The organism is Albibacterium profundi (genome assembly GCF_042159835.1).
Lineage (GTDB): Bacteria > Bacteroidota > Bacteroidia > Sphingobacteriales > Sphingobacteriaceae > Albibacterium > Albibacterium profundi.
Genome location: NZ_JBBVGT010000003.1, coordinates 670,781 through 690,942, shown reverse-complemented (window position 1 = coordinate 690,942; position 20,162 = coordinate 670,781). Strand labels below are relative to the sequence as shown.

General features: G+C 39.1%; 19 protein-coding genes. 18 read left to right on the top strand and 1 reads right to left on the bottom strand.

Translation table 11 applies throughout. The annotated features are described in order from the left end of the window. Positions 1-41 precede the first annotated feature (41 nt). From WKR92_RS14395 to WKR92_RS14385, 3 genes are all read left to right on the top strand, one after another. Positions 42-353: a hypothetical protein gene (locus WKR92_RS14395; protein WP_375558541.1), complete on the top strand. Its 312-nt coding sequence runs from the start codon at positions 42-44 to the stop codon at positions 351-353. A 211-nt stretch (positions 354-564) separates the two neighbouring features. Beyond that, complete coding sequence (locus WKR92_RS14390) at positions 565-873, top strand: hypothetical protein (RefSeq protein ID WP_375558540.1); 309 nt, start codon at positions 565-567, stop codon at positions 871-873. 47 nt (positions 874-920) lie between these two features. Beyond that, positions 921-1,574 carry an SOS response-associated peptidase family protein gene (locus WKR92_RS14385; RefSeq protein ID WP_375558539.1) on the top strand — a complete coding sequence of 218 codons (654 nt, stop codon included), beginning with the start codon at positions 921-923 and terminating at the stop codon, positions 1,572-1,574. Between the two features lie 16 nt (positions 1,575-1,590). Here the strand turns inward: WKR92_RS14385 and WKR92_RS14380 are convergent, their stop codons facing one another. Continuing rightward, the gene (locus WKR92_RS14380) at positions 1,591-2,151 is read right to left on the bottom strand and encodes a DUF4256 domain-containing protein (RefSeq protein ID WP_375558538.1); all 561 of its coding nucleotides are present in this window, start codon (positions 2,149-2,151) and stop codon (positions 1,591-1,593) included. A gap of 202 nt (positions 2,152-2,353) precedes the next feature. Between WKR92_RS14380 and WKR92_RS14375 the strand changes: the two genes are divergently transcribed. The 15 genes from WKR92_RS14375 (at position 2,354) to WKR92_RS14305 (ending at position 20,160) form a co-directional block, all read left to right on the top strand. Continuing rightward, the gene (locus WKR92_RS14375) at positions 2,354-3,199 is read left to right on the top strand and encodes an SDR family oxidoreductase (RefSeq protein ID WP_375558537.1); all 846 of its coding nucleotides are present in this window, start codon (positions 2,354-2,356) and stop codon (positions 3,197-3,199) included. Between the two features lie 173 nt (positions 3,200-3,372). Further along, complete coding sequence (locus WKR92_RS14370) at positions 3,373-4,443, top strand: metallophosphoesterase (RefSeq protein ID WP_375558536.1); 1,071 nt, start codon at positions 3,373-3,375, stop codon at positions 4,441-4,443. A gap of 105 nt (positions 4,444-4,548) precedes the next feature. Continuing rightward, complete coding sequence (locus tag WKR92_RS14365) at positions 4,549-5,481, top strand: ring-cleaving dioxygenase (RefSeq protein WP_375558535.1); 933 nt, start codon at positions 4,549-4,551, stop codon at positions 5,479-5,481. A gap of 35 nt (positions 5,482-5,516) precedes the next feature. Next, the gene (locus tag WKR92_RS14360) at positions 5,517-6,137 is read left to right on the top strand and encodes an alpha/beta hydrolase (protein ID WP_375558534.1); all 621 of its coding nucleotides are present in this window, start codon (positions 5,517-5,519) and stop codon (positions 6,135-6,137) included. 152 nt (positions 6,138-6,289) lie between these two features. Further along, positions 6,290-7,027, top strand: a complete 738-nt coding sequence (locus WKR92_RS14355; RefSeq protein ID WP_375558533.1) for an ImuA family protein — start codon at positions 6,290-6,292, stop codon at positions 7,025-7,027. Positions 7,028-7,030: 3 nt separating this feature from the next. Next, positions 7,031-8,539 carry a Y-family DNA polymerase gene (locus WKR92_RS14350; protein WP_375558532.1) on the top strand — a complete coding sequence of 503 codons (1,509 nt, stop codon included), beginning with the start codon at positions 7,031-7,033 and terminating at the stop codon, positions 8,537-8,539. 11 nt (positions 8,540-8,550) lie between these two features. Further along, positions 8,551-11,724, top strand: a complete 3,174-nt coding sequence (locus WKR92_RS14345; RefSeq protein WP_375558531.1) for an error-prone DNA polymerase — start codon at positions 8,551-8,553, stop codon at positions 11,722-11,724. Between the two features lie 109 nt (positions 11,725-11,833). After that, positions 11,834-12,490, top strand: a complete 657-nt coding sequence (locus WKR92_RS14340; protein WP_375558530.1) for an SDR family oxidoreductase — start codon at positions 11,834-11,836, stop codon at positions 12,488-12,490. Between the two features lie 103 nt (positions 12,491-12,593). Then, positions 12,594-13,670, top strand: a complete 1,077-nt coding sequence (locus WKR92_RS14335; protein WP_375558529.1) for an endonuclease/exonuclease/phosphatase family protein — start codon at positions 12,594-12,596, stop codon at positions 13,668-13,670. Further along, the gene (locus WKR92_RS14330; RefSeq protein ID WP_375558528.1) at positions 13,670-14,224 is read left to right on the top strand and encodes a PglD-related sugar-binding protein; all 555 of its coding nucleotides are present in this window, start codon (positions 13,670-13,672) and stop codon (positions 14,222-14,224) included. Before WKR92_RS14335 ends, WKR92_RS14330 begins: the two co-directional genes overlap by 1 nt. Before the next feature lie 32 nt (positions 14,225-14,256). Continuing rightward, positions 14,257-14,967: an SDR family oxidoreductase gene (locus WKR92_RS14325; RefSeq protein ID WP_375558527.1), complete on the top strand. Its 711-nt coding sequence runs from the start codon at positions 14,257-14,259 to the stop codon at positions 14,965-14,967. 134 nt (positions 14,968-15,101) lie between these two features. Then, the gene (locus WKR92_RS14320) at positions 15,102-15,623 is read left to right on the top strand and encodes a gluconate 2-dehydrogenase subunit 3 family protein (protein ID WP_375558526.1); all 522 of its coding nucleotides are present in this window, start codon (positions 15,102-15,104) and stop codon (positions 15,621-15,623) included. 6 nt (positions 15,624-15,629) lie between these two features. Continuing rightward, positions 15,630-17,336, top strand: a complete 1,707-nt coding sequence (locus WKR92_RS14315) for a GMC oxidoreductase (RefSeq protein WP_375558525.1) — start codon at positions 15,630-15,632, stop codon at positions 17,334-17,336. Between the two features lie 39 nt (positions 17,337-17,375). Next, positions 17,376-19,307: a polysaccharide biosynthesis protein gene (locus WKR92_RS14310; protein WP_375558524.1), complete on the top strand. Its 1,932-nt coding sequence runs from the start codon at positions 17,376-17,378 to the stop codon at positions 19,305-19,307. Next, positions 19,282-20,160, top strand: coding sequence for an amidohydrolase family protein (locus WKR92_RS14305; protein ID WP_375558523.1), 879 nt, complete (start codon positions 19,282-19,284; stop codon positions 20,158-20,160). Before WKR92_RS14310 ends, WKR92_RS14305 begins: the two co-directional genes overlap by 26 nt. Positions 20,161-20,162: the final 2 nt, after the last annotated feature.

Sequence of the window (20,162 nt, the reverse complement as noted above, 5' to 3'; positions counted from 1 at the left end):
ACGCGGTTACTATAACAGCATCAGAATCAACATGGAAAACTATGAAAGACAATCAAAATTCTTCTAAAGAAACATCATACCTACCAATATCGTGGGATGATATGGAACTACTATATACACTCATCAAAAATAAAAAGGAAGGCAAGGTGTTCTTTTTCGGTAAGGACGGACAATTGGACGAAACCAAAGGTCATATAACGGCTATACACGACGAGAAGAAGGACGGTGTTTACGCCATCATGAGTGGGGGAGATAAAGTCCGTGTTGACCGGATTATTACAATTTTTGGTCAGGTTGGTGCGGCCTACGATGAATACGAAGCATTTGGAAATGCATGCATGGTTTGTAAATAATAGTACATGAATGCATCTTGGCTTTCAGATCACTCTTTAATGGTCACCTATGTCGTCGGCGGAATAGGGACTCATTTGAGAACGATTAGCAAGTTAATAGATAAACGTGTAAAGCAAAGGATATGATTATTTTAAATTTTGAACAATTATAGCGCTTCTGAAGTTAATTCCTTAACTGAATCCTAAAAACCTCAGTAAGCTGAAATTTCTTATGAAGATAATCGATTTAAAATACCTTGTTCATGAGCTCATTACGTGGGCAGATAATCGTAAAAATGACGAATTCGTTGCTCTCCCTATCCTCAAAATAGGCGACGAGATTGAGTACATACTCGATCCTGAAGATCACGATTTTGATAAAGAAGACTACTATCTTTCCATCGTTTCAGCAATTGCGGATTTGGATATGGTTGGTCTTTACAACTACAAGATTATAAAAATATATAATGACCCGAACCGGGTTTTGAATAAAATGCAACAAATACGCGACAAAGAAAAGCAAAACTTCACTAACGGTTAAATCAATTAACTTTCTTATAGTCAATATATATTTACTATATTTATTCCATGGCATATCAGGCATCAATACCTAATTGCGAAAAATTAAAACGTGCATTACCTCGTTATGATTTTTTATACGAAAATAAAGCATTTGCACGTGTGGCTGCATCATCGATGCTTTATATGCCAACAACTATAAACCTTCATCCAAATAAAGTAGTAGCAAGCCGATGGAAACTTTTGCCTTTTTGGGTAGAAACTGAAAAGGAAGCACAAGAGTTTACACACACATTAAAGGCTGAAGCAGAGAGCCTGTTTGACAAAGGTTCCTATAAAAGCTATATACAGAGATATAGAGGATTGCTCTGGGTGGATGGTTATTTTGAAACACATTATGATGAAAAAAATGATGTAAAAGAAGATTTTTGCATACGAAAAGCTGATAATGGCGTTTTTTCTTTGGGAATTGTGGTGGCACCCTGGTTAAATCCGGAAACCAACGAGATTATTAACACTTTTTCTGTTATTACCACGGAAGCAAACGCTCAGCTGGAAAAAATCAATAATATCTCGAAACGTATGCCCTTAATTATTCCCGAAGGTTCAAGAGAGTCTTGGTTGAGCGAGGACCGCGAGGAAGCGATTAAAGCGTTGATGCTTCCTTATCAAGGAAGCCTAGACGCTGAGCGCATTGATCGTACTATTTATAGCCGAATGTAGTCGTTTTTGAAGAATTTTAAACCCGTAAACATGCCCTAAATCCTCTGACACCATAGTATGACTCGGCTCCATTATGGTAAATGAATACCGTATCGAAGCGACGATCCCCAAAGATAGCTCCGCCTAAATCACGAATGTGTTTCGGTGTGCGGAGCCAACTAGATGTTTTCAAATCGAATTCGCCAAGCGTCTGCAATTGCTTGTACTGTTCTTCCGTTAATATCTCAATACCGATCTCTGCTGCCATATCGATAGCACTATTTTTAGGTTTATGAGCCTTTCTCGATTCAAGTGCCTCTCGGTCGTAACAAATACTCCTGCGTCCTTTCGGGCTTTCTGCTGAGCAGTCAAAGAACATATATTCATCTGCTTTTTTATCATACGCCACTAGGTCAGGCTCTCCTTCGGTAGCCTCCATTTTTGAAAGAGCCAGTATTTTCTTAGGATTTTTCTCAAGCTTGGCTTGTACATCTTTCCACTGGATACCTTTATGACGATCTTTGTTTTTCTCGAAACGAGCTTCTAGGTTTTTTAAGAATTCTGATTGCTCGGGAGCTGATAATGACATTTTACTCATAAATTAGGGATATTAATACGATTCTTGAGTAAATATAAAAAAACAACAAAAGCTAATCCAAATATTCTCAATAAATAGGTCAACTATATGACATTATCGTTAGAATATGTAGATTATTTTTTAGTAATATGTGCAAGACTATCATAAACAATTTTGCTTGTGATAAAGTCATTAAACATGATATTAAATATTAATTAAGCGTATGAAAATAGGGATAACAGGAGCTACTGGACAGCTAGGTCGTTTGGTAGTAGAGAAATTGAAACAGAAAACAAAGGCAGAGGATCTAATAGCCTTGGTTCGTAGTCCGGAAAAAGCTACCGAATTGGGAATTGAAATACGTAAATTTGATTATTCAGAACCAGAAGGTTTAAAAGGTGCTTTACAAGGAATTGACCATTTGATGTTGATTTCAGGAAGTGAGGTCGGAAAACGGGCAGCTCAACATCAGAACATAATCAATGCTGCGAAAGAATCGGGTGTCAAATGGATTGTCTACACCAGTCTATTGAAAGCGGACACGTCAACATTGAGTTTAGCTGCAGAGCATGTTCAAACCGAGGAAATGTTGAATTCGTCGGGAATCCCTTGTACGATTCTGAGGAATGGCTGGTATACTGAGAATTATTTGATGTCTATTAAAGAAGCCCTTACTGCGGGATCCCTATTAGGAAGCGCGGGAGAGGGTAAAATATCGTCCGCCACTCGTGAAGATTTCGCCGAGGCAGCGGCCATTGTGCTAACGAGTGACGATCAAGTAGGTAAGGTCTATGAGCTTGCAGGCGATGATGGATATACGCTGGCAGACCTAGCGGCAGAAGTTGACCGCCAATCTGGCAAAGATTTTCCGTATGTTAATCTTCCCGAACCTGAGTATGTTGAAGTCTTGAAATCCATCGGTGTTCCGGAGGACTTTGCTCCAGTTATAGCTGGTTGGGACGTGAGTGCTTCGAGAGGCGACCTGTATGATGATTCGAAAAACTTGTCAAGGCTGATTGGTCGCCCAACTACACCGCTGAAGATTGCAGTTGAAGCAGCCTTGAAATAAAACCATTATTTAGAAACGTAATAGCGCTCCTAAACTTAGTTAGATTTAGGGCGCTATTTTTTTCCAGTTCTTTTTTGTGTTTCATCTAAATGTTCTTTAATTTGTGATTAATCCGATATGTGGACGTAATCAATATTTCGGAGTTACTGAAACCTCAACCTAAAATTATTACAATGATCTCCAGATTTGCAATTACGTTTTTATTATCGATTTTATTATGGTCAAACGCTTCTGCTCAGCAAGAATATACTGCACCTGCGCTGTCTTCGCCTGACTCGTGGTCGATGATTTTATTGCCTGATCCGCAAACCTATAATAAATTCGAAAGGAATCAACCTATACTTGAACTTATGACGGCTTGGATCAGTGAGAATATTGATCCGTTAAACATTAAGATGGTGTTATGCACTGGAGATCTAGTTGAGCATAATGAGTTTATCAATCCGGATGGGAAAGTAGGAAACCAACCTAGTATATCGCAATGGAAACATGTGTCCCATGCCTTCGAGCGACTAGATGGTAAGGTTCCTTATCTTACAGCACTTGGTAACCATGATTATGGGTATAAAAGCATCGAAAATAGAAAATCGAACTTTAATACGTACTTTCCGGTTGACAAGAACTTTCAAAACCAGAAACTACTTAGAGAAGTCGGATTAAATGCAGAGGGAATTCCAACATTGGAAAATGCTGCATTTGAATTTACTTCTCCTCATGGAAGGAAGATGCTATTTCTCGTATTGGAATTTGCACCTCGGGATACAACAGTAGCTTGGGCAAAAGAAGTGATTAGCCAAGAAAAATATAAGGATCATACTGTTGTTGTTTTGACTCATACTTACATGAATAGTGAGAATGAACATATTGTCAAAGAGGGGTATCCGATTGAGAATGGCAATTACGGGGCAGCATTATTTGAAAAGCTAATTGCTCCATCTAATAACATACAAATGGTATTTGCTGGTCATATTGGTGCACCCGACAATCCTCAAGCTCATATTGCTTTTCGTACTGATGAGAATGCTTCTGGAAAAAAGATTCATCAAATGGTTTTTAACGCCCAAGCCTTAGCAGGCGGCTGGATGGGTAATGGGGGAGATGGGTGGTTGCGGATTTTAGAGTTTACCGCCGATGGAAAAGTAAAGGTTAAAACCTTCTCACCCTTCTTTGCGATTTCTCCAACCACGCAAAAATACGCATGGCGAACGGAACCTTATGATGAATTTACATTTAAGCTGGAATAAAGCTAAATTGCACCCTTTTTTTCATGTCCAGGACCATGTTTCTTAACATGTGTTAATCCTTCTGCTTTCGGAGCTCCGTAACTTAGCATAAAATAAAAAAGGATTATGGAAAATAAAATATTAGGGTTGCATCATGTAACCGCAATTGCGAGCAACGCAAAAGTAAACCTTGATTTTTATACGAATGTTCTCGGAATGCGTTTGGTTAAGAAAACTGTGAATTTTGATGATCCCAGTACGTATCATTTCTATTTTGGGGACGAAATAGGAACTCCAGGAACTATCTTAACTTTTTTCCCATGGGCGGATGTACGACAGGGTGTTAACGGATCGGGGATGGCCACCCATATAGGATATTCTGTGCCTCAAGGAAGTTCGAGTTTCTGGAAAGATAGACTAACTCAGTTCAATGTTCCTATAAAGGAAGAAGAGGTATTTGGTGAAAAAACGATCTCGCTCAAAGATCCTGATGGGTTGAACTTGCAATTTATCGAGACGAACAACGAAGATCTGAGAGAAGCATGGACTACTGGTGCGATCACGCAGGAGGTGGCTACGAAAGGCTTTCATAACGTTACGCTAACATTGAGACAGACAGAACCCACTCTGAAAGTATTGACTGATATTTTGGGTTATGGATTTCAGAAACAAGACGGGGATAAGATGCGGCTAGTGACTGATGCTATTGAAACTGCAAATATTATTGATATTCATGAGTCTCCAATGGCTGGCTCGGGATTGAATGCTGCTGGCACCAATCATCATATCGCATTTCGAGTAAAAAACGATGATATATTAATGGAGTTCCATGAAAAGGTATTGTCAGCTGGATTGCATATAACTCCTAAGATTGATAGGGATTATTTCTTCTCTTTATATTTTAGAGAACCAGGAGGTGTATTGTTTGAATTAGCTACTGATAACCCTGGTTTCATGCGTGATGAGTCGCGCGCAGAATTGGGCACGAATTTAAAATTGCCTAAGCAGTATGAAGCCATGCGTTCTGAGATCGAAGAGGTTTTACCAGACTTATCTTAATATTATAAAAATTGGTATGTAAAAACTTTAGGATTATGAAACATAACTTAAGTATAGAAACAGCGGGACTCACTTTAGAGAAAGCATCAAAAGCGTTAATCATGATTCATGGACGGGGTGGAAGTGCTCGTGATACATTGAGTTTGTCTCAATATCTTCAAGTGGATGACTTTGCTTTATTGGCTCCGCAGGCAACCAATCATACTTGGTATCCGCATTCATTCATTGCTCCTGTGGATCAAAATGAACCATGGTTAAGCTCTGCTATAGAACTTATAGATGAAGCGGCTCAACGAGCTTTGGGTGCAGGAATTCCTAACGACAATATTTACTTTTTCGGTTTTTCACAAGGTGCGTGTTTGAGTTTAGAGTACTTGGCTAGAAATGCTCAAAAATACGGAGGTGCAGTCGCTATCATCGGTGGTGTCATTGGAGAGACTATAAACTCTAATCATTATAAAGGTGACTTTCAGCAAACTCCGATATTCTTAGGAACCAGTCATCCAGACTTTCACGTTCCATTAGAGCGAGTCAATGAAACGAGAGATATTTTAAGAGATATGAATGCTGATGTCACAGTAGAAGTTTATGAAAATGCTGGTCATGCGATTCTTCAAGAAGAAATAAATTGGGCCAATAAGCATATTTTTAAGTAAGGATTTGTTTTAAATATTACTAAAAGGCACCGGAAGGAGGAAGTTTTGCGTTATTGCAAGGCTTCCTCCTTTTTATTTCAATGCTAAATAATTTAGTATTATATTTGTATTGATTTCATAAGTCATATATATTTTAGCAAAAGATTATGGAAATGAAAAAGGGGTTAATTGACAAGTTGAAACGTGATATTCTATTATGGCAAGGCTATAAACCACAAAGCAATCATACTGAAGAAAAGATAGGACTGGGTGGACTTGAATCTGCTTTTCCTAATGGAGTATTTCCAAAAGGAGCAATTCATGAATTCATTTGTTTTCAACCAGAGAGTTCAGCAGCCAGCAATGGTTTTGTGGCAGCTCTTCTATCTGTTTTAATGAAGCAAAATGAAGTTTGTTTATGGGTCAGCACGTCCAGAAAGCTTTTCCCTATTGCTTTGCGAATGTTTGATGTGAAGCCTGAGCAAATTATCTTCATCGATGTAAAAACAGAAAAAGAAGCATTATGGGTCACGGAAGAGGCATTGAAATGCGAAGGCTTAACAGCTGTTGTTGCTGAAATCAATAATTTAAATCTCATTGAATCTCGCAGATTACAACTTGCAGTTGAAGAATCGGGAGTTACGGGCTTTATCATCCGAAAAAGTGTGCACAAAGCAATAACGACAGGTGCAGCCGCCCGCTGGAAGGTTATCCCGTTGCCAAGTGAAACAGAAGCAGGAATGCCTGGAATAGGTTTTCCTCGATGGAGTATCGAGTTGATCAAAGTGCGTAACGGAAATCCGGGAAATTGGGCATTTGATTGGATGGGAGATAAGCTTGTTGAAGTACTAAGCCATAAGCAAGAAAAGGAAACATCTTGGTTTGATCTTAATGTAAAGCTATTCGGTTAGAACATGAAAAAACGGTTTGCTTCCATATGGTTCAAACATTTGTTGACGGATTGGTTGATTATCCGTAGACCGGAGCTCAAAGAGAAACCTTTCGTTTTTGTTATGTCAGAGCATGGGGGTTTAATGATTACTGCAGTAAACCACCTCGCTCAACAACAAGGTATAAAGATAGGTATGCGTGCAGCTGACGCCAAAGCTATTTGTCCTGAAGTGGAAACCATTCAAAGTAAAGATGATAGATCCTTAAAGTTACTGAAAGGACTAGGAGAGTGGTGCATTCGTTTTTCCCCAATCATCATGATAGACGAATTTTCAAAAGATGGTTTATTTATGGATATCAGTGGCTGTACACATCTTTGGGGTGGCGAAGACCGATACCTTAAGGAGCTTGTTGGTCGGCTAAAATCTAAAGGATATACAGCCCAAATAGGGATTGCAGATTCTCTAGGAGCGGCTTGGGCGGTTTCTCGATTTAGAACTTTAAGTTCTTGGGTGACTACCGGAAAAGATATCGATGCGCTAATGCCCTTACCTCCTCAAGCGCTTCGTTTACCAGAAGATACGCTATCTAAACTAAAAAAGCTTGGTTTCTATCAGATAAGAGCTCTTTTAAATATTCCACGATCTGTACTAAGAAGACGTTTTGGAGAAAGCTTTTTGATGAGATTGGAGCAAGCATTAGGTACAAAAATTGAAGTAATAAAGCCGTTAAAAGAGCCTCTTCAATTTCAAGAGAGACTAGCCTGTCTGGAACCAATCAAAACAAGAGAAGGAATTGAGATTGCATTGGAAAAGTTACTTGAACAATTGTGTCTAAGATTACAGAAAGAAGAAAAAGGTGTTAGAGCAGCTACTCTGACTGGCTATCGAGTTGATAATAAATTAGTTAAAATTTATATTGGTACGAATGTAGCCAGTAATGATATGGAGCATTTGTTTAAACTTTTTCAGCTCAAAATAGAAAATATAAGACCAGGTTTGGGAATTGAATTATTCATTCTTGAAGCTGTAAAAGTTAATAATGCTAAGCCCGAGCAAGAAGCATTTTGGATAGAAAACAAAGGTATTAGCAGTCAGGGAGTCGTTCAATTACTCGACCGAATTGCAGGTAAAGTAGGAGTAGGTGCAATTCATCGTTACCTTCCTGCAGAACACTTCTGGCCAGAGCGATCTCTCAAAAACTCTTTAACCATAAGCGAGAAACCTAGTACCTATTGGCGTTTAGACCACCCTCGCCCAACAGAACTGCTTAAGAAACCTGAGCCTATAGACGTAATGAGTGTGATACCAGATTCTCCACCTAAGTTTTTTATTTATCAAGGTGTCAGGCATACAATTATAAAAGCTGATGGTCCAGAACGTATTGAAAAAGAATGGTGGTTAGATAATGAAAAACATCGTGATTATTATCAAGTAGAAGATGAAAGGGGGCAACGGTATTGGTTGTTTCGTTCAGGGTATTATGATAATATCGAGGGTGTAGAATGGTTTATTCATGGCTTTTTTGCTTAAAATGAAGTAAAATGGAATACAGCGAGCTACAGGTTACTTCTAATTTTAGTTTTTTGCGTGGAGCCTCTCATCCTTATGAATTGGTTCACAAAGCTGCTGATTTAGGTTATAAAAAAATCGCGATCACAGACCGGAATACAATGGCAGGAATTGTTAGAGCCCATGTTGCTGCTAAAGAAGCTAACATGAAAATAATACCTGCATGTCGACTTGATTTGCTTGATGGATCGAGCTTGCTTGCTTATCCAACAGACAAAGATGCGTATGGAAGATTGTCTGCTTTATTATCACTAGGAAATATACGTACAGAAAAAGGTGAGTGTCATTTATTTAAGAAAGACGTATATGAATATTCTGAAGGCATTATTTTCATAGCAATAAGCCCCTCTAAACTGAACCGTTATTTAACTTTTGAAGATGACTTTATTCAAAGCATTGCTGAATATAAGGAAGCTTTAGGTGAACAATTATACCTGTCGATATCCCGAACCTATTTAGGAAATGATGATAAACTTATTTTTCGAGTACAACAACTTTGTAATCAACACAATCTGTCTATAGTAGCAACCAATGATGTTCATTACCATGACCCTGTACGTCGTGAATTACAGGATATACTCACTTGTGTTCGAGAGAAATGTACTATTCATGATGCGGGTTTTCGACTTCATCAAAACGCAGAACGTCATCTTAAGCCTATAGATGAAATACACAGATTGTTTAAGAAGCACCCGGAAGCTATTCAAAATGCAATTGAGATAGCCGAAGCATGCACTTTCTCTCTCGACGAATTGAAGTATGAATATCCTGTCGAGATTAATCCTAATGGTCGTACACCGATTGAAGAGTTAGAATACTTGACATGGAAAGGTGCTCATACCTATTATGGTGAAAAAATACCGGAAAAGATAGAGGGGATGATTCGCCGAGAAATGGAATTTGTGAAAGAAAGAGATTATGCTAACTATTTTCTTTTTGTGGAAGATATAGTCCGTGAAGCACGTAGTAGAGATATATTATGTCAAGGAAGAGGTTCTGCTGCGAATTCTGCTATTTGTTTCTGTTTAGGTATCACTTCAGTTAACCCAGATAAGTTTGAGTTGTTATTTGAACGTTTCATATCATCCGAGAGAAACGAGCCACCAGATATTGATGTTGATTTCGAACATGAACGACGTGAAGAAATTATTCAATATATATATAATAAATATGGTCGGGATCGTGCCGCAATAGTAGCTACTGTTACTCAGGTACACCAAAAGGGAGCCATTCGAGACGTTGGCAAAGCAATGGGCTTATCCATTGATACGATCAATCGCTTATCAAGTTTGATTTGGAGATCAGGAGATGGTCAATTTGATGATGAAACAGTGACTAAACAAGGTCTCAATCCTAATGATCCACATTTAAAAAAAACATTGAGTTTAACCGCTCAAATGATCGGTTTTCCTCGACAATTAGGGCAACATACAGGAGGTTTTATTGTAACTCAAGGAAAACTGACTGATCTGTGCCCGATTTTAAATGCTCGTATGGATGGGCGTACGAATATCGAATGGAGTAAAGATGATATTGAAGAGCTCGGTTTTTTAAAAGTCGATGTGCTCGCCTTAGGCATGTTGACTTGTATAAAAAAGGCATTTGATATATGTAAAAAAAACTACGGAGAGAAATGGACATTAGCCACCGTACCCCAAGATGATTCCAATGTATATGAAATGATTAGTCGCGCTGATACGTTAGGTGTTTTTCAGGTAGAAAGTCGCGCACAGATGTCTATGCTCCCCCGGTTAAAACCAAAAAGGTTTTATGATCTCGTCATTGAGGTGGCTATTGTTCGTCCGGGACCTATACAGGGTGATATGGTTCATCCCTATTTGCGACGGCGTAATGGAGAGGAGGCGGAGGAATATCCGATGCCTGAATTGAAATCTATTTTAAAAAGAACACTCGGAGTGCCGCTTTTTCAGGAGCAAGCTATGAATGTTGCGATTAAGGCAGCTAATTTTACTGGCCATGAAGCTGATGGTCTCCGTAGAAGTATGGCTACTTTTAAGTCTAACGGGCAGATTAACCGGTATAAAGAAAAGTTAATTAATAGAATGATTGAGAGAGGCTATTCTCAAGAATTTGCAGAGAGATTATTTAAACAACTTGAAGGTTTTGGAAGTTATGGTTTCCCTGAAAGTCACTCAATAAGTTTCGCTTTATTAGTATATGTATCTAGTTGGTTGAAATACAAATATCCAGCTGTTTTTGCAACGGCTTTACTGAATAGCATGCCTATGGGTTTTTATCAGCCGGCGCAGATCGTAATCGATGCACAAAAACATGGAGTAGAAGTTCTTCCACCAGATATAAACCATTCGACTTGGGACAATCAGCTTGAGAGAAAAGAAAATAAACCCTATGCTATCCGTTTAGGCTTCAGACAAATAAAAGGTCTTCAAGAAAAGGAAATGAATCAGCTAGTGAAAACAAGAGGCTCTGGTTATAAGGCAATTACTTCATTAAGAAATACGGGTATAACTATTTCGACTTTAGAGCAATTAGCAGATGCCGATGCATTCAGGTCCATTGGTTTCGATCGACGAAAAGCTTTATGGGAAATTGCAGCCTTACATGATATGCCTATTGCGATTTTTAAAGATCAACCTTCTGAGAGTGTATTAGAAGGTCAGGTTGAATTACCATTGATGACACCGGGAGAGCATGTATTACAAGACTACAACACACTTGGGCTGTCGTTAAAAGCACATCCAGTAAGTTTTATTCGTCAACAATTGGAAATGTTGCGCGTGAAGTCAACCCAAGCTATCAATGAAGAACTTACAGATGGACAGTTTGTAAAGGTAGCAGGACTGGTGCTCGTTAGGCAACGTCCTGCTACGGCCTCAGGAATATGTTTCATTACTATTGAAGATGAAACAGGTTCTACTAACTTGGTGATATTTGAAAAGTTATTTAAAGTCTATCGTAAAGAAATTATGAACGCGAAGCTCCTGATGGTAGAAGGAAGGCTGCAGAAAGAAGGGACGGTCGTTCATGTTGTCGTTAGAAAGTGTTACGACTTAACAAAGCTAATGAGTAAGTTAGCACAACGCCTTCCCGTGATCCCGCAACACATTGAAAACCAGAACAATATCCCTTCTAAAGTATTTTATAAAGGCAGAAACTTCAAATAGAAACCTGTTTATAGTACCGAGTATGATTATAACAATGTAATGATATTCCCCAAAGCTGCATTTTGTACATTTGAGATTAAGGAAATTACAACAATTAAAACAATATAAAATGGATAAGAAAAACGTTTTGGTAATCGGAGCGAACGGAAAAGTGGGAACATTATTGGTGAAAAAACTTAAGGATACTAAGGAGTTAGCTCCTGTAGCTGGTATTCGAAAGCCTGAGCAAGTTGAAAAATTTGACAAATTAGGTGTTCAACATATCATGTTTGACCTAACAGCCACTGTTGAAGAGTTAGCTGCCAAAATGATCGATGTTCATGCGGTTGTATTCTCAGCCGGTTCGGGTGGACACACTGGCTATGACCAGACATTGGTTATCGATCTTGATGGCGCCATAAAATCCATAGAAGCCGCAGAAAAAATGGGAGTGAAACGATACATTATGGTAAGTGGTATTGATGCTGATAGTCGTGAAAACTGGGAAAATAGCGGTATAAAACCGTATTATATTGCAAAGCATTATGCCGACCGCTTTCTGAAATCTTCTAAACTTGAATATACAATCTTACGACCAGGACTACTGTTGGATGGTGAAGGCACAGGGTCAATTGCCTTGGAAGCAGGAGCCAATAAGCGACAAATATTCCGAGATGATGTTGCTTCAACAATTGTGGAATGTTTAACAAATGACAATACGATTGGCCAAAGTCTTGTTTTGGTAAACGGCGACCAGGCAATTGACTCTTCAGTACAGCAGCTTTAGTAAACATTTGTGTCCTTCTATTATGCATCTCCTTGCGTATATCTGCGTATAACGAGAACATAAAAAATTTCTATATTGCAGCGCAATAATTTAATTTGTCGCTATGGACATCCTAATGACCTCCCTTTCCGTTCTGCTAGTTGTATTGGGTCTTTTGCCGTTTATTCAAAACCAACACTGGGTGTTTCGTGTCCCAGAGTTTATTAAGTTACAAATACTGGTATTACAAGTTGTTGTTTTCCCTCTCACATTTGTGTTTGTTGAACTAACTCCATGGGTGTGGACTTTACAAGCTGTGCAATTAGGATTAATTGTCTATCACGTTTATATCCTAATGCGCTATACAAAGTTTTGGCGATCCCACAAGACTGAGAAAAGTGAAGACGCTTCAGATTCAATAAAGATAATTTCATGTAATGTTTACCAATTCAACGAAGAGCATGATAGGTTCATTGATTTGGTGAGAAATGAAAAACCAGACATATTCCTGACCATGGAAAGCGACAGTAATTGGGAACGTTCTATGCGTGTCCTAGAAGAGGATTACCCTTTTCAAGAAAAAATCACTCTCGATAATACTTATGGAATGCATTTCTATACCAGATTGAAAGTTATTAGTGCGACAACTCATTACTTTGTTGCTGATGATTTACCGAGCATAGAAGCAGAACTTGAAACCGAAGATGGTTATCGTTTCGTGTTTTTCGGAGTGCATCCGCCTCCTCCGAGTCCAACTGAAGAGGAAAACTCAAAAGAGCGTGACGGAGATTTGCTATGCGTCGCCAAAAAAATAAGAGGCACAAAAAAGCCGACAGTAGTTACCGGCGACTTTAATAATGTGGCATGGGCAAAGAGCTCCCTCTTGTTTAAGAAAACGAGTGAACTGATTGATGCGAGGATTGGTCGCGGAATTTTATCCACTTTTCATGCTAATTATTGGTTTTTTAGAGTCCCCTTAGATCTATTATTCCATAGCGCGAATGTATTAATCGACAAGCTGTTTATTTATCCTTCAGTTGGCTCTGACCATTTCCCAATTGGTTGTACATTTCATATCGACAAACAATCGGATGAGCAGGAGAAAGAAGTTAAAGAATTGGAAAAAGGGGAAATGGAAGAGGTAAATGAACTAATAGAGGAAGGTAAAGAAGAAGAAACAGATAATAGAGTAGAAGAATAATGAATGGAAATTATTTAATTTATGGTGCCGGCGGCCACGCAAAAGTATTGCAAGATTTGTTGGGGAAGTTGGATTTAGAGGTTGAAGTTTTCTTTGACGACTCAAATCAGCTTGACAACATCAGGGGCGTCAAAGTGTCCCCCTATGAAGCTGCATTTTCTCCGGATAGCCTGATCGTTCTGGGAATCGGGAATTCACGTGTGCGAAAACTACTTTCCGAGAAGGTGAAACACGGTTTTTCCGTACTGATACACCCAACTGCTGTGGTAGCTTCCGATGCGATAATAGAAGAAGGAACTGTCGTTCTTGCCGGTGCAGTTATTCAATCGGGAGCAAAAATAGGCAAACATGTTATTGTTAACTCTAACGTAACAATAGATCACGATGCGATCGTGGAAGATTTTGTTACCACCTATCCGGGTGTTTATATCGGTGCCGAGGCTGTAGTCGGTGAGGGTGCTGTCATCAATCCTAATAGTGTAATTATGCGGTTCTCCGAAATACCCTCTTATTATGAAATCGGTCCGAGTGAAATTGTGGACGGAAAGCTATAAAACATATTATAGAACATTAAAATAAAATAGAAATGTCGAAAAAAACTAAAGTAGCACTAATCACCGGAGGAAGTTCCGGTATTGGTTTGGGAATTGCTGAAAGCCTGTTGAAAGAAGGATATTGTGTAGCTATCACATCTCGTTCTCAAGAACGAGTAGACAAAGTTGTGGGTCAGCTAAAACAAATCGGAGCTGGTGAAATAATCGGTATCGAGGCCGATACACGATCCCTTGAACAACAACAAAATGCAGTTCAGCAGTGTATAAGTAAATGGGGACAATTGGACGTATTTGTAGCCAATGCGGGCGTCGGTCATTTTGCGCCGGTTGAAGAACTAAGCTTGGAACAATGGCATGAGACTATTGATACCAATTTGACTGGCCCATTTTATAGCATCAAAGCTTCCGTCGAAGCTTTAAAAGCAAGCCAAGGCTATTTTATTACCATCTCAAGCCTAGCCGGGACTAATTTTTTTGCAGGCGGTTCTGCTTATAATGCAAGCAAATTTGGTCTGACCGGATTTACACAAGCAATTATGCTTGATTTGAGAAATGCAGGAGTTCGTGTAACCACCATTATGCCAGGTTCTGTGGCTACAGCTTTCAATGATCACCAAGTAAGCGATGCCGATAAATGGAAGATTCAAAAAGAAGATATTGGAGAATTGGTAGTAGATATTTTAAAGCTGAACAGTCGCACTCTTCCAAGTAAAATAGAAGTTAGGCCTAGTAAAACAAGTTAAAAAATTATTAATCAATTTTATGGCTATCAATTGGATTAACTAATATATTTTGTATTTTTAATGGCTAATTGTTAAAAATGAATCATTGGTAAAATGATTGGCCACCAATTAGAAAAAAATAAATACAGAAAACCTTGGACAGAAAATCTTTTATAAAGAACTCATTTATATTTGCGGGCGGATTAGCCTTTTTACCATACCTGTCTTCTTGTGAAGACTCCGTAGAGCAAGCGAATCTGGTCTTAGCAGAATTGGGTGAAACTATAATTCCTGAGACGACTACTCCAGGAAGCAAAACTTTAGGGCTTCATAATTTTGTGAGGAAAATGGTTGAAGATTGTGGTGACGAGGAACAACAGAAACTTTTTGGTAAAGGTCTGGTTGCCTTCGAGTCGCGATTTAAGCGTTCCAATGACATCATCTTTGAAAACGCAACACCATCTCAGCGTTCGGAATTTTTAAAAACCATTGAAACAGGTGAACTTGAAGCTACGGATGAACGCGAGTTCGAAGAAAAGGAAATAATTGAAAGGTTCTATTCTTTAGTCAAAAGCCTGACTATTAGAGGATATAAAAATTCTAAGTATTATATGACCGAGGTTGTGCCTTATGAGTTGGTTCCAGGTCGGTATAATCCTTTTTACAAGATTGCATAGTATAGTATGATAAATAATAATAATTCTAGTAATAACTTCGATGTTATTGTGATAGGCTCTGGTATTAGTGGAGGGTGGGCAGCAAAAGAATTTACTGAAAAAGGATTCAAAACCTTGGTTCTTGAGCGCGGTAGAGATGTGAAACACATCCAAGATTATCCGACGACAAACATGGCGCCTTATGAGTTTGAACATAACCTAGAAGTGCCTTATGCTATTCGGAAAGAAAACCCAATTGTGAGTCGCTGTTACGCGTTTAAAGAAGATGCGATGCATTTTTTTGTTAAGGATAAAGAGCAGCCCTACATTCAAGATAAACCCTTCGACTGGATAAGAGGTTATCAAACGGGGGGGAAGTCACTATTATGGGCGCGACAAACTCAACGTTGGAGCGACTTTGATTTTGAGGGTCCTGCTAGAGATGGTTTTGCGGTCGACTGGCCGATTCGTTATAAAGATATTGCGCCTTGGTATAGCTATGTTGAAAAGTTTGCAGGTATCTCTGGTAACAAAGACAACGTGCCTCAACTTCCGGACGGTGAATTTTTACCTGCATACCCCTTAAACACAGTTGAAGACTACTTTAAAGGGTTTCTTGAAAATAATTATGCGAACCGCACGGTCGTATCTGCACGTTGTGCGCATTTGTCAAAACCTCAACCCATACACATAGAACAAGGAAGAGCCCAATGTATGAACCGAACGCTTTGCCAAAGAGGATGTCCGTTTGGTGGATATTTCAGCAGTAATTCATCAACGCTCCCATGGGCCGCAAAAACAGGGAATCTTACATTAGTTAATAATGCCATCGCAGAATCTATCATTATCGATGAAGATACAGGTTTAGCAAAAGGTGTCCGAGTGATTGATTCGAAAACAAAAGATGCTATAGAGTACTTTGCAAACGTCGTCTTTGTCAATGGTTCGGCGGTTAACTCCGTGGCTTTACTCCTCAATTCGAAGTCAAAAGTCTATGAAAACGGTATTGGCAACGAGAATGACTTAGTAGGTAAGTATTTTGCTTTTCACAATTACAGCGCAAGAATATCTGCACAATATGAAGGGGAACTGGATTTTTCTACCGATGGTAGAAACCCGGCTGGCGGAGGCTATATACCGCGATTCCGAAATCTGTATAAACAAGAGACTGATTTTCTACGAGGATATGCAGCTGGGTTCAGTGCCGGAAGATATTCTTATGCTGACACGGATTCGATTGGTATTGACCTTAAAGAATCCCTAGATAATCCGAAGCTCGGTATTTGGAGTGTCGGGTCCCATATGATGGGAGAGACTATTCCTAAAAAAGAGTCTTATATCAAGCTGGATTCTTCTGAAGCAGACGAGTGGGGAATGCCTCAAATACGAATCTCAGTCGACTACGACGATAATGATGTTAAAATGAAGGCTGATTATCTCGATCAATTTGAGGAGATGTTTGAAAAGGCTGGATTTATTAATATAAATAGAAATGATGCGACTCAAGCACCAGGATTGGATATCCATGAGATGGGAGGTGCAAGAATGGGGTTAGACCCCAAAACTTCGGTGCTAAATGCATATAATCAGGTTCACACATGTAAGAATGTGTTTGTAACTGATGGAGCCTGCATGACGTCTACTTCAACACAAAACCCGTCGTTAACTTATATGGCATTAACCGCACGTGCAGTTGATCATGCAGTTAATGAATTAAAAAAAGGAAATATTTAATAGATTTGCGGCATTAAAGGAAGATGTAGAAAAAGAATAATGAACGAACAACTTTTTAATGCCAAGGAACGCATTAAGGCTTTTTTACTTGAGGGCAAGACAATATCAAAATGGGTAATTTTATTTCTTGATTTCCTGATAATTTCTTGGTCCTTTTCATTTTCTTTTCTTCTGGTTAAAGGTTTTGATTTCTCTCAAATTGACGGAAACCGGTTTTTGATCTATGTGGCAGTGTTTTGTGTCAGTGCACTAACGGTCTTATATTTCGGAAGAATGCATACAGGTCTATTACGGTATTCGAATAGTGTTGACCTAATTCGTATTTTTTCCGCATCCATTACTTTTTCGGCAGTTTTTCTCGCATCGATATTACTCTTTGGTTCATCCGTAATTGACGGCGCATATTTGAATCTCTTCTTAGTTGTACTCATTAACTTTTTTATATGCACATCACTTCTGGTCATGCTTAGAATCATGGCTAGAAATACCTATCAGTTTTTAACCCGACGTTTTGCGGGAAAAGATTTTGTCAGAACATTAATATATGGTTCAGACCGAAATGCAGTCTTAGTAAAACAAGCGTTAGAGGCTAATCGCGAAGTGAACTATGTAGTTGTGGGCTTTATTGATACGAATAGGAAAAGACTTTACAGTTACATGGAGCAAAAAAAAGTTTATCATTTTAAAGAACTTCCGGATTTAAAGAAATATAAAAAGATTGAACAGTTAGTTATCGTTCATGAAAACCTTGACGAAAGATCAAAAAAAGTTGTAATTGAGCGGGCTATCAGACTCGGCATTAAGATCGTTACTGTACCTCCAACAAGTGAATGGTTGTCAGGCACCTTGGATAAAAAGCAGATGCAGAAACTTAAAATTGAGGATTTGCTGCAGCGTAAACCTATCAAAATCGACCAAAGCAAGGTTGAGAATGATCTCTGTGGAAAACGTGTTTTAATCACGGGCGCTGCCGGATCAATCGGGTCTGAGATTGTACGACAGGTAATGAACTACAAACCGGCTCTTTTGGTTCTCTGCGATAATGCCGAGAGTCCTTTGCATACAATACAGTTAGAGATTGAGGAAAAGTTTCCACAAGGAAAAATCGAAGTTGTCATATCGGATGTCAGGGATGAAAGCAGGATGGATAAACTGTTCCGTCTTTGCGCACCTCAGATAGTGTATCATGCTGCAGCCTATAAGCATGTTCCCTTAATGGAAAGTAATCCGCTTGAAGCCATTGCGGTTAACGTTGCAGGCACAAAGCATGTTGCCGATTTATCTGTAAAATATAAGGCTGAAAAATTTGTTATGGTGTCGACAGATAAGGCGGTAAACCCGACCAATGTGATGGGTGCTTCAAAGCGCTTGGCTGAGATCTATATTCAATCGCTGAATCAATTTGCGGAGAATAGTACACGTTTTATCACAACGCGGTTTGGAAACGTATTAGGCTCCAATGGCTCAGTAATTCCACGGTTTAGATCACAAATAGAAAAGGGTGGGCCTGTCACTGTCACTCACCCAGAAATCACACGATATTTTATGACCATTCCGGAAGCGGTACAATTGGTGTTAGAAGCTGGAACAATGGGTCATGGAGGTGAAATCTTCGTATTTGATATGGGGAAACCGGTAAAAATTATTGATATGGCAAAGAAGATGATTCAGCTTGCCGGCTACGAAGAGGGTAGAGATATCAAAATCGTATTTTCAGGTCTCCGTCCAGGTGAAAAACTCTACGAAGAATTATTAGCTACGGCTGAGTTAACATTGCCAACCCATCATGAAAAGATAAGTATCGCGAAGGTACGTGTTTATCCATATGATGATACGAGCAGATCTATCGATGAGTTAATAGGGGCTACGAAGACAAAAAATAATGAAGCAATTGTTCGTAAAATGAAGGAAATTGTCCCGGAATTTATAAGCAAAAATTCTGTCTATGAGCAACTTGACCAACCATCCTGATTCGAGACATGAGAACGATATCAAAATCGTCGATTCTCATGCTCATTTTTGGGACCTAAAGCAATTAGATTATCCATGGCTGGATCAGGTGCCCGCTATTAAACAAAATTTTCTAACGGAAGATTATCAAAGCCAGTCGAGTGGGATTCCGATAAACGAGATTGTATTTGTTCAAAGCGACTGTAGCGCAAATCAATCGCTTGATGAGGTTGATTTTGTAAGCAATCTGTCTTCGATTGAACCCAGGATAAAAGCGATTGTAGCGCACAATCCAATAGATAATGTTTCAAAGGCGATAAATGGACTTAAAGAATTAAATAAAAACCCATTGGTAAGAGGAATCCGCTGCATGTTTGATGATTCCAGTCGATTTCTTGCTGCAGATAGCATTCAAGTGTTGAGAATGCTTCCAGACTACGATTACAGTTTCGATATATGTATCAACTTTTGTGATGTGTCGACGGTCGTTAAAATGATAGAGCAATGTCCTGACACTCGCTTCATTATCGATCACCTAGCGAAACCGGCTATAAAAGACGGTCAATTCGAACAATTCAAGGTAGGTTTGAGTCAATTAGCAGCATTTCCCAATGTTTCTGCGAAAATATCTGGGCTGATAACCGAAGCGGGGAAAGATTGGACGGCAGACGATTTACAACCTTATGTGGCATTTTCCGTTGAACATTTTGGTTTTGAGCGCTTAATGTTTGGCAGCAACTGGCCGGTTGTTCTCATAAATGGGACATTTAAGGACTGGTATGAGACCATTACAAAGTTTATGAATCCATACTCCATAGAGGAGAACGACCAATTTTTCCGCGGAACCGCTCGGTCTGTGTACCGGCTTGAATAGCA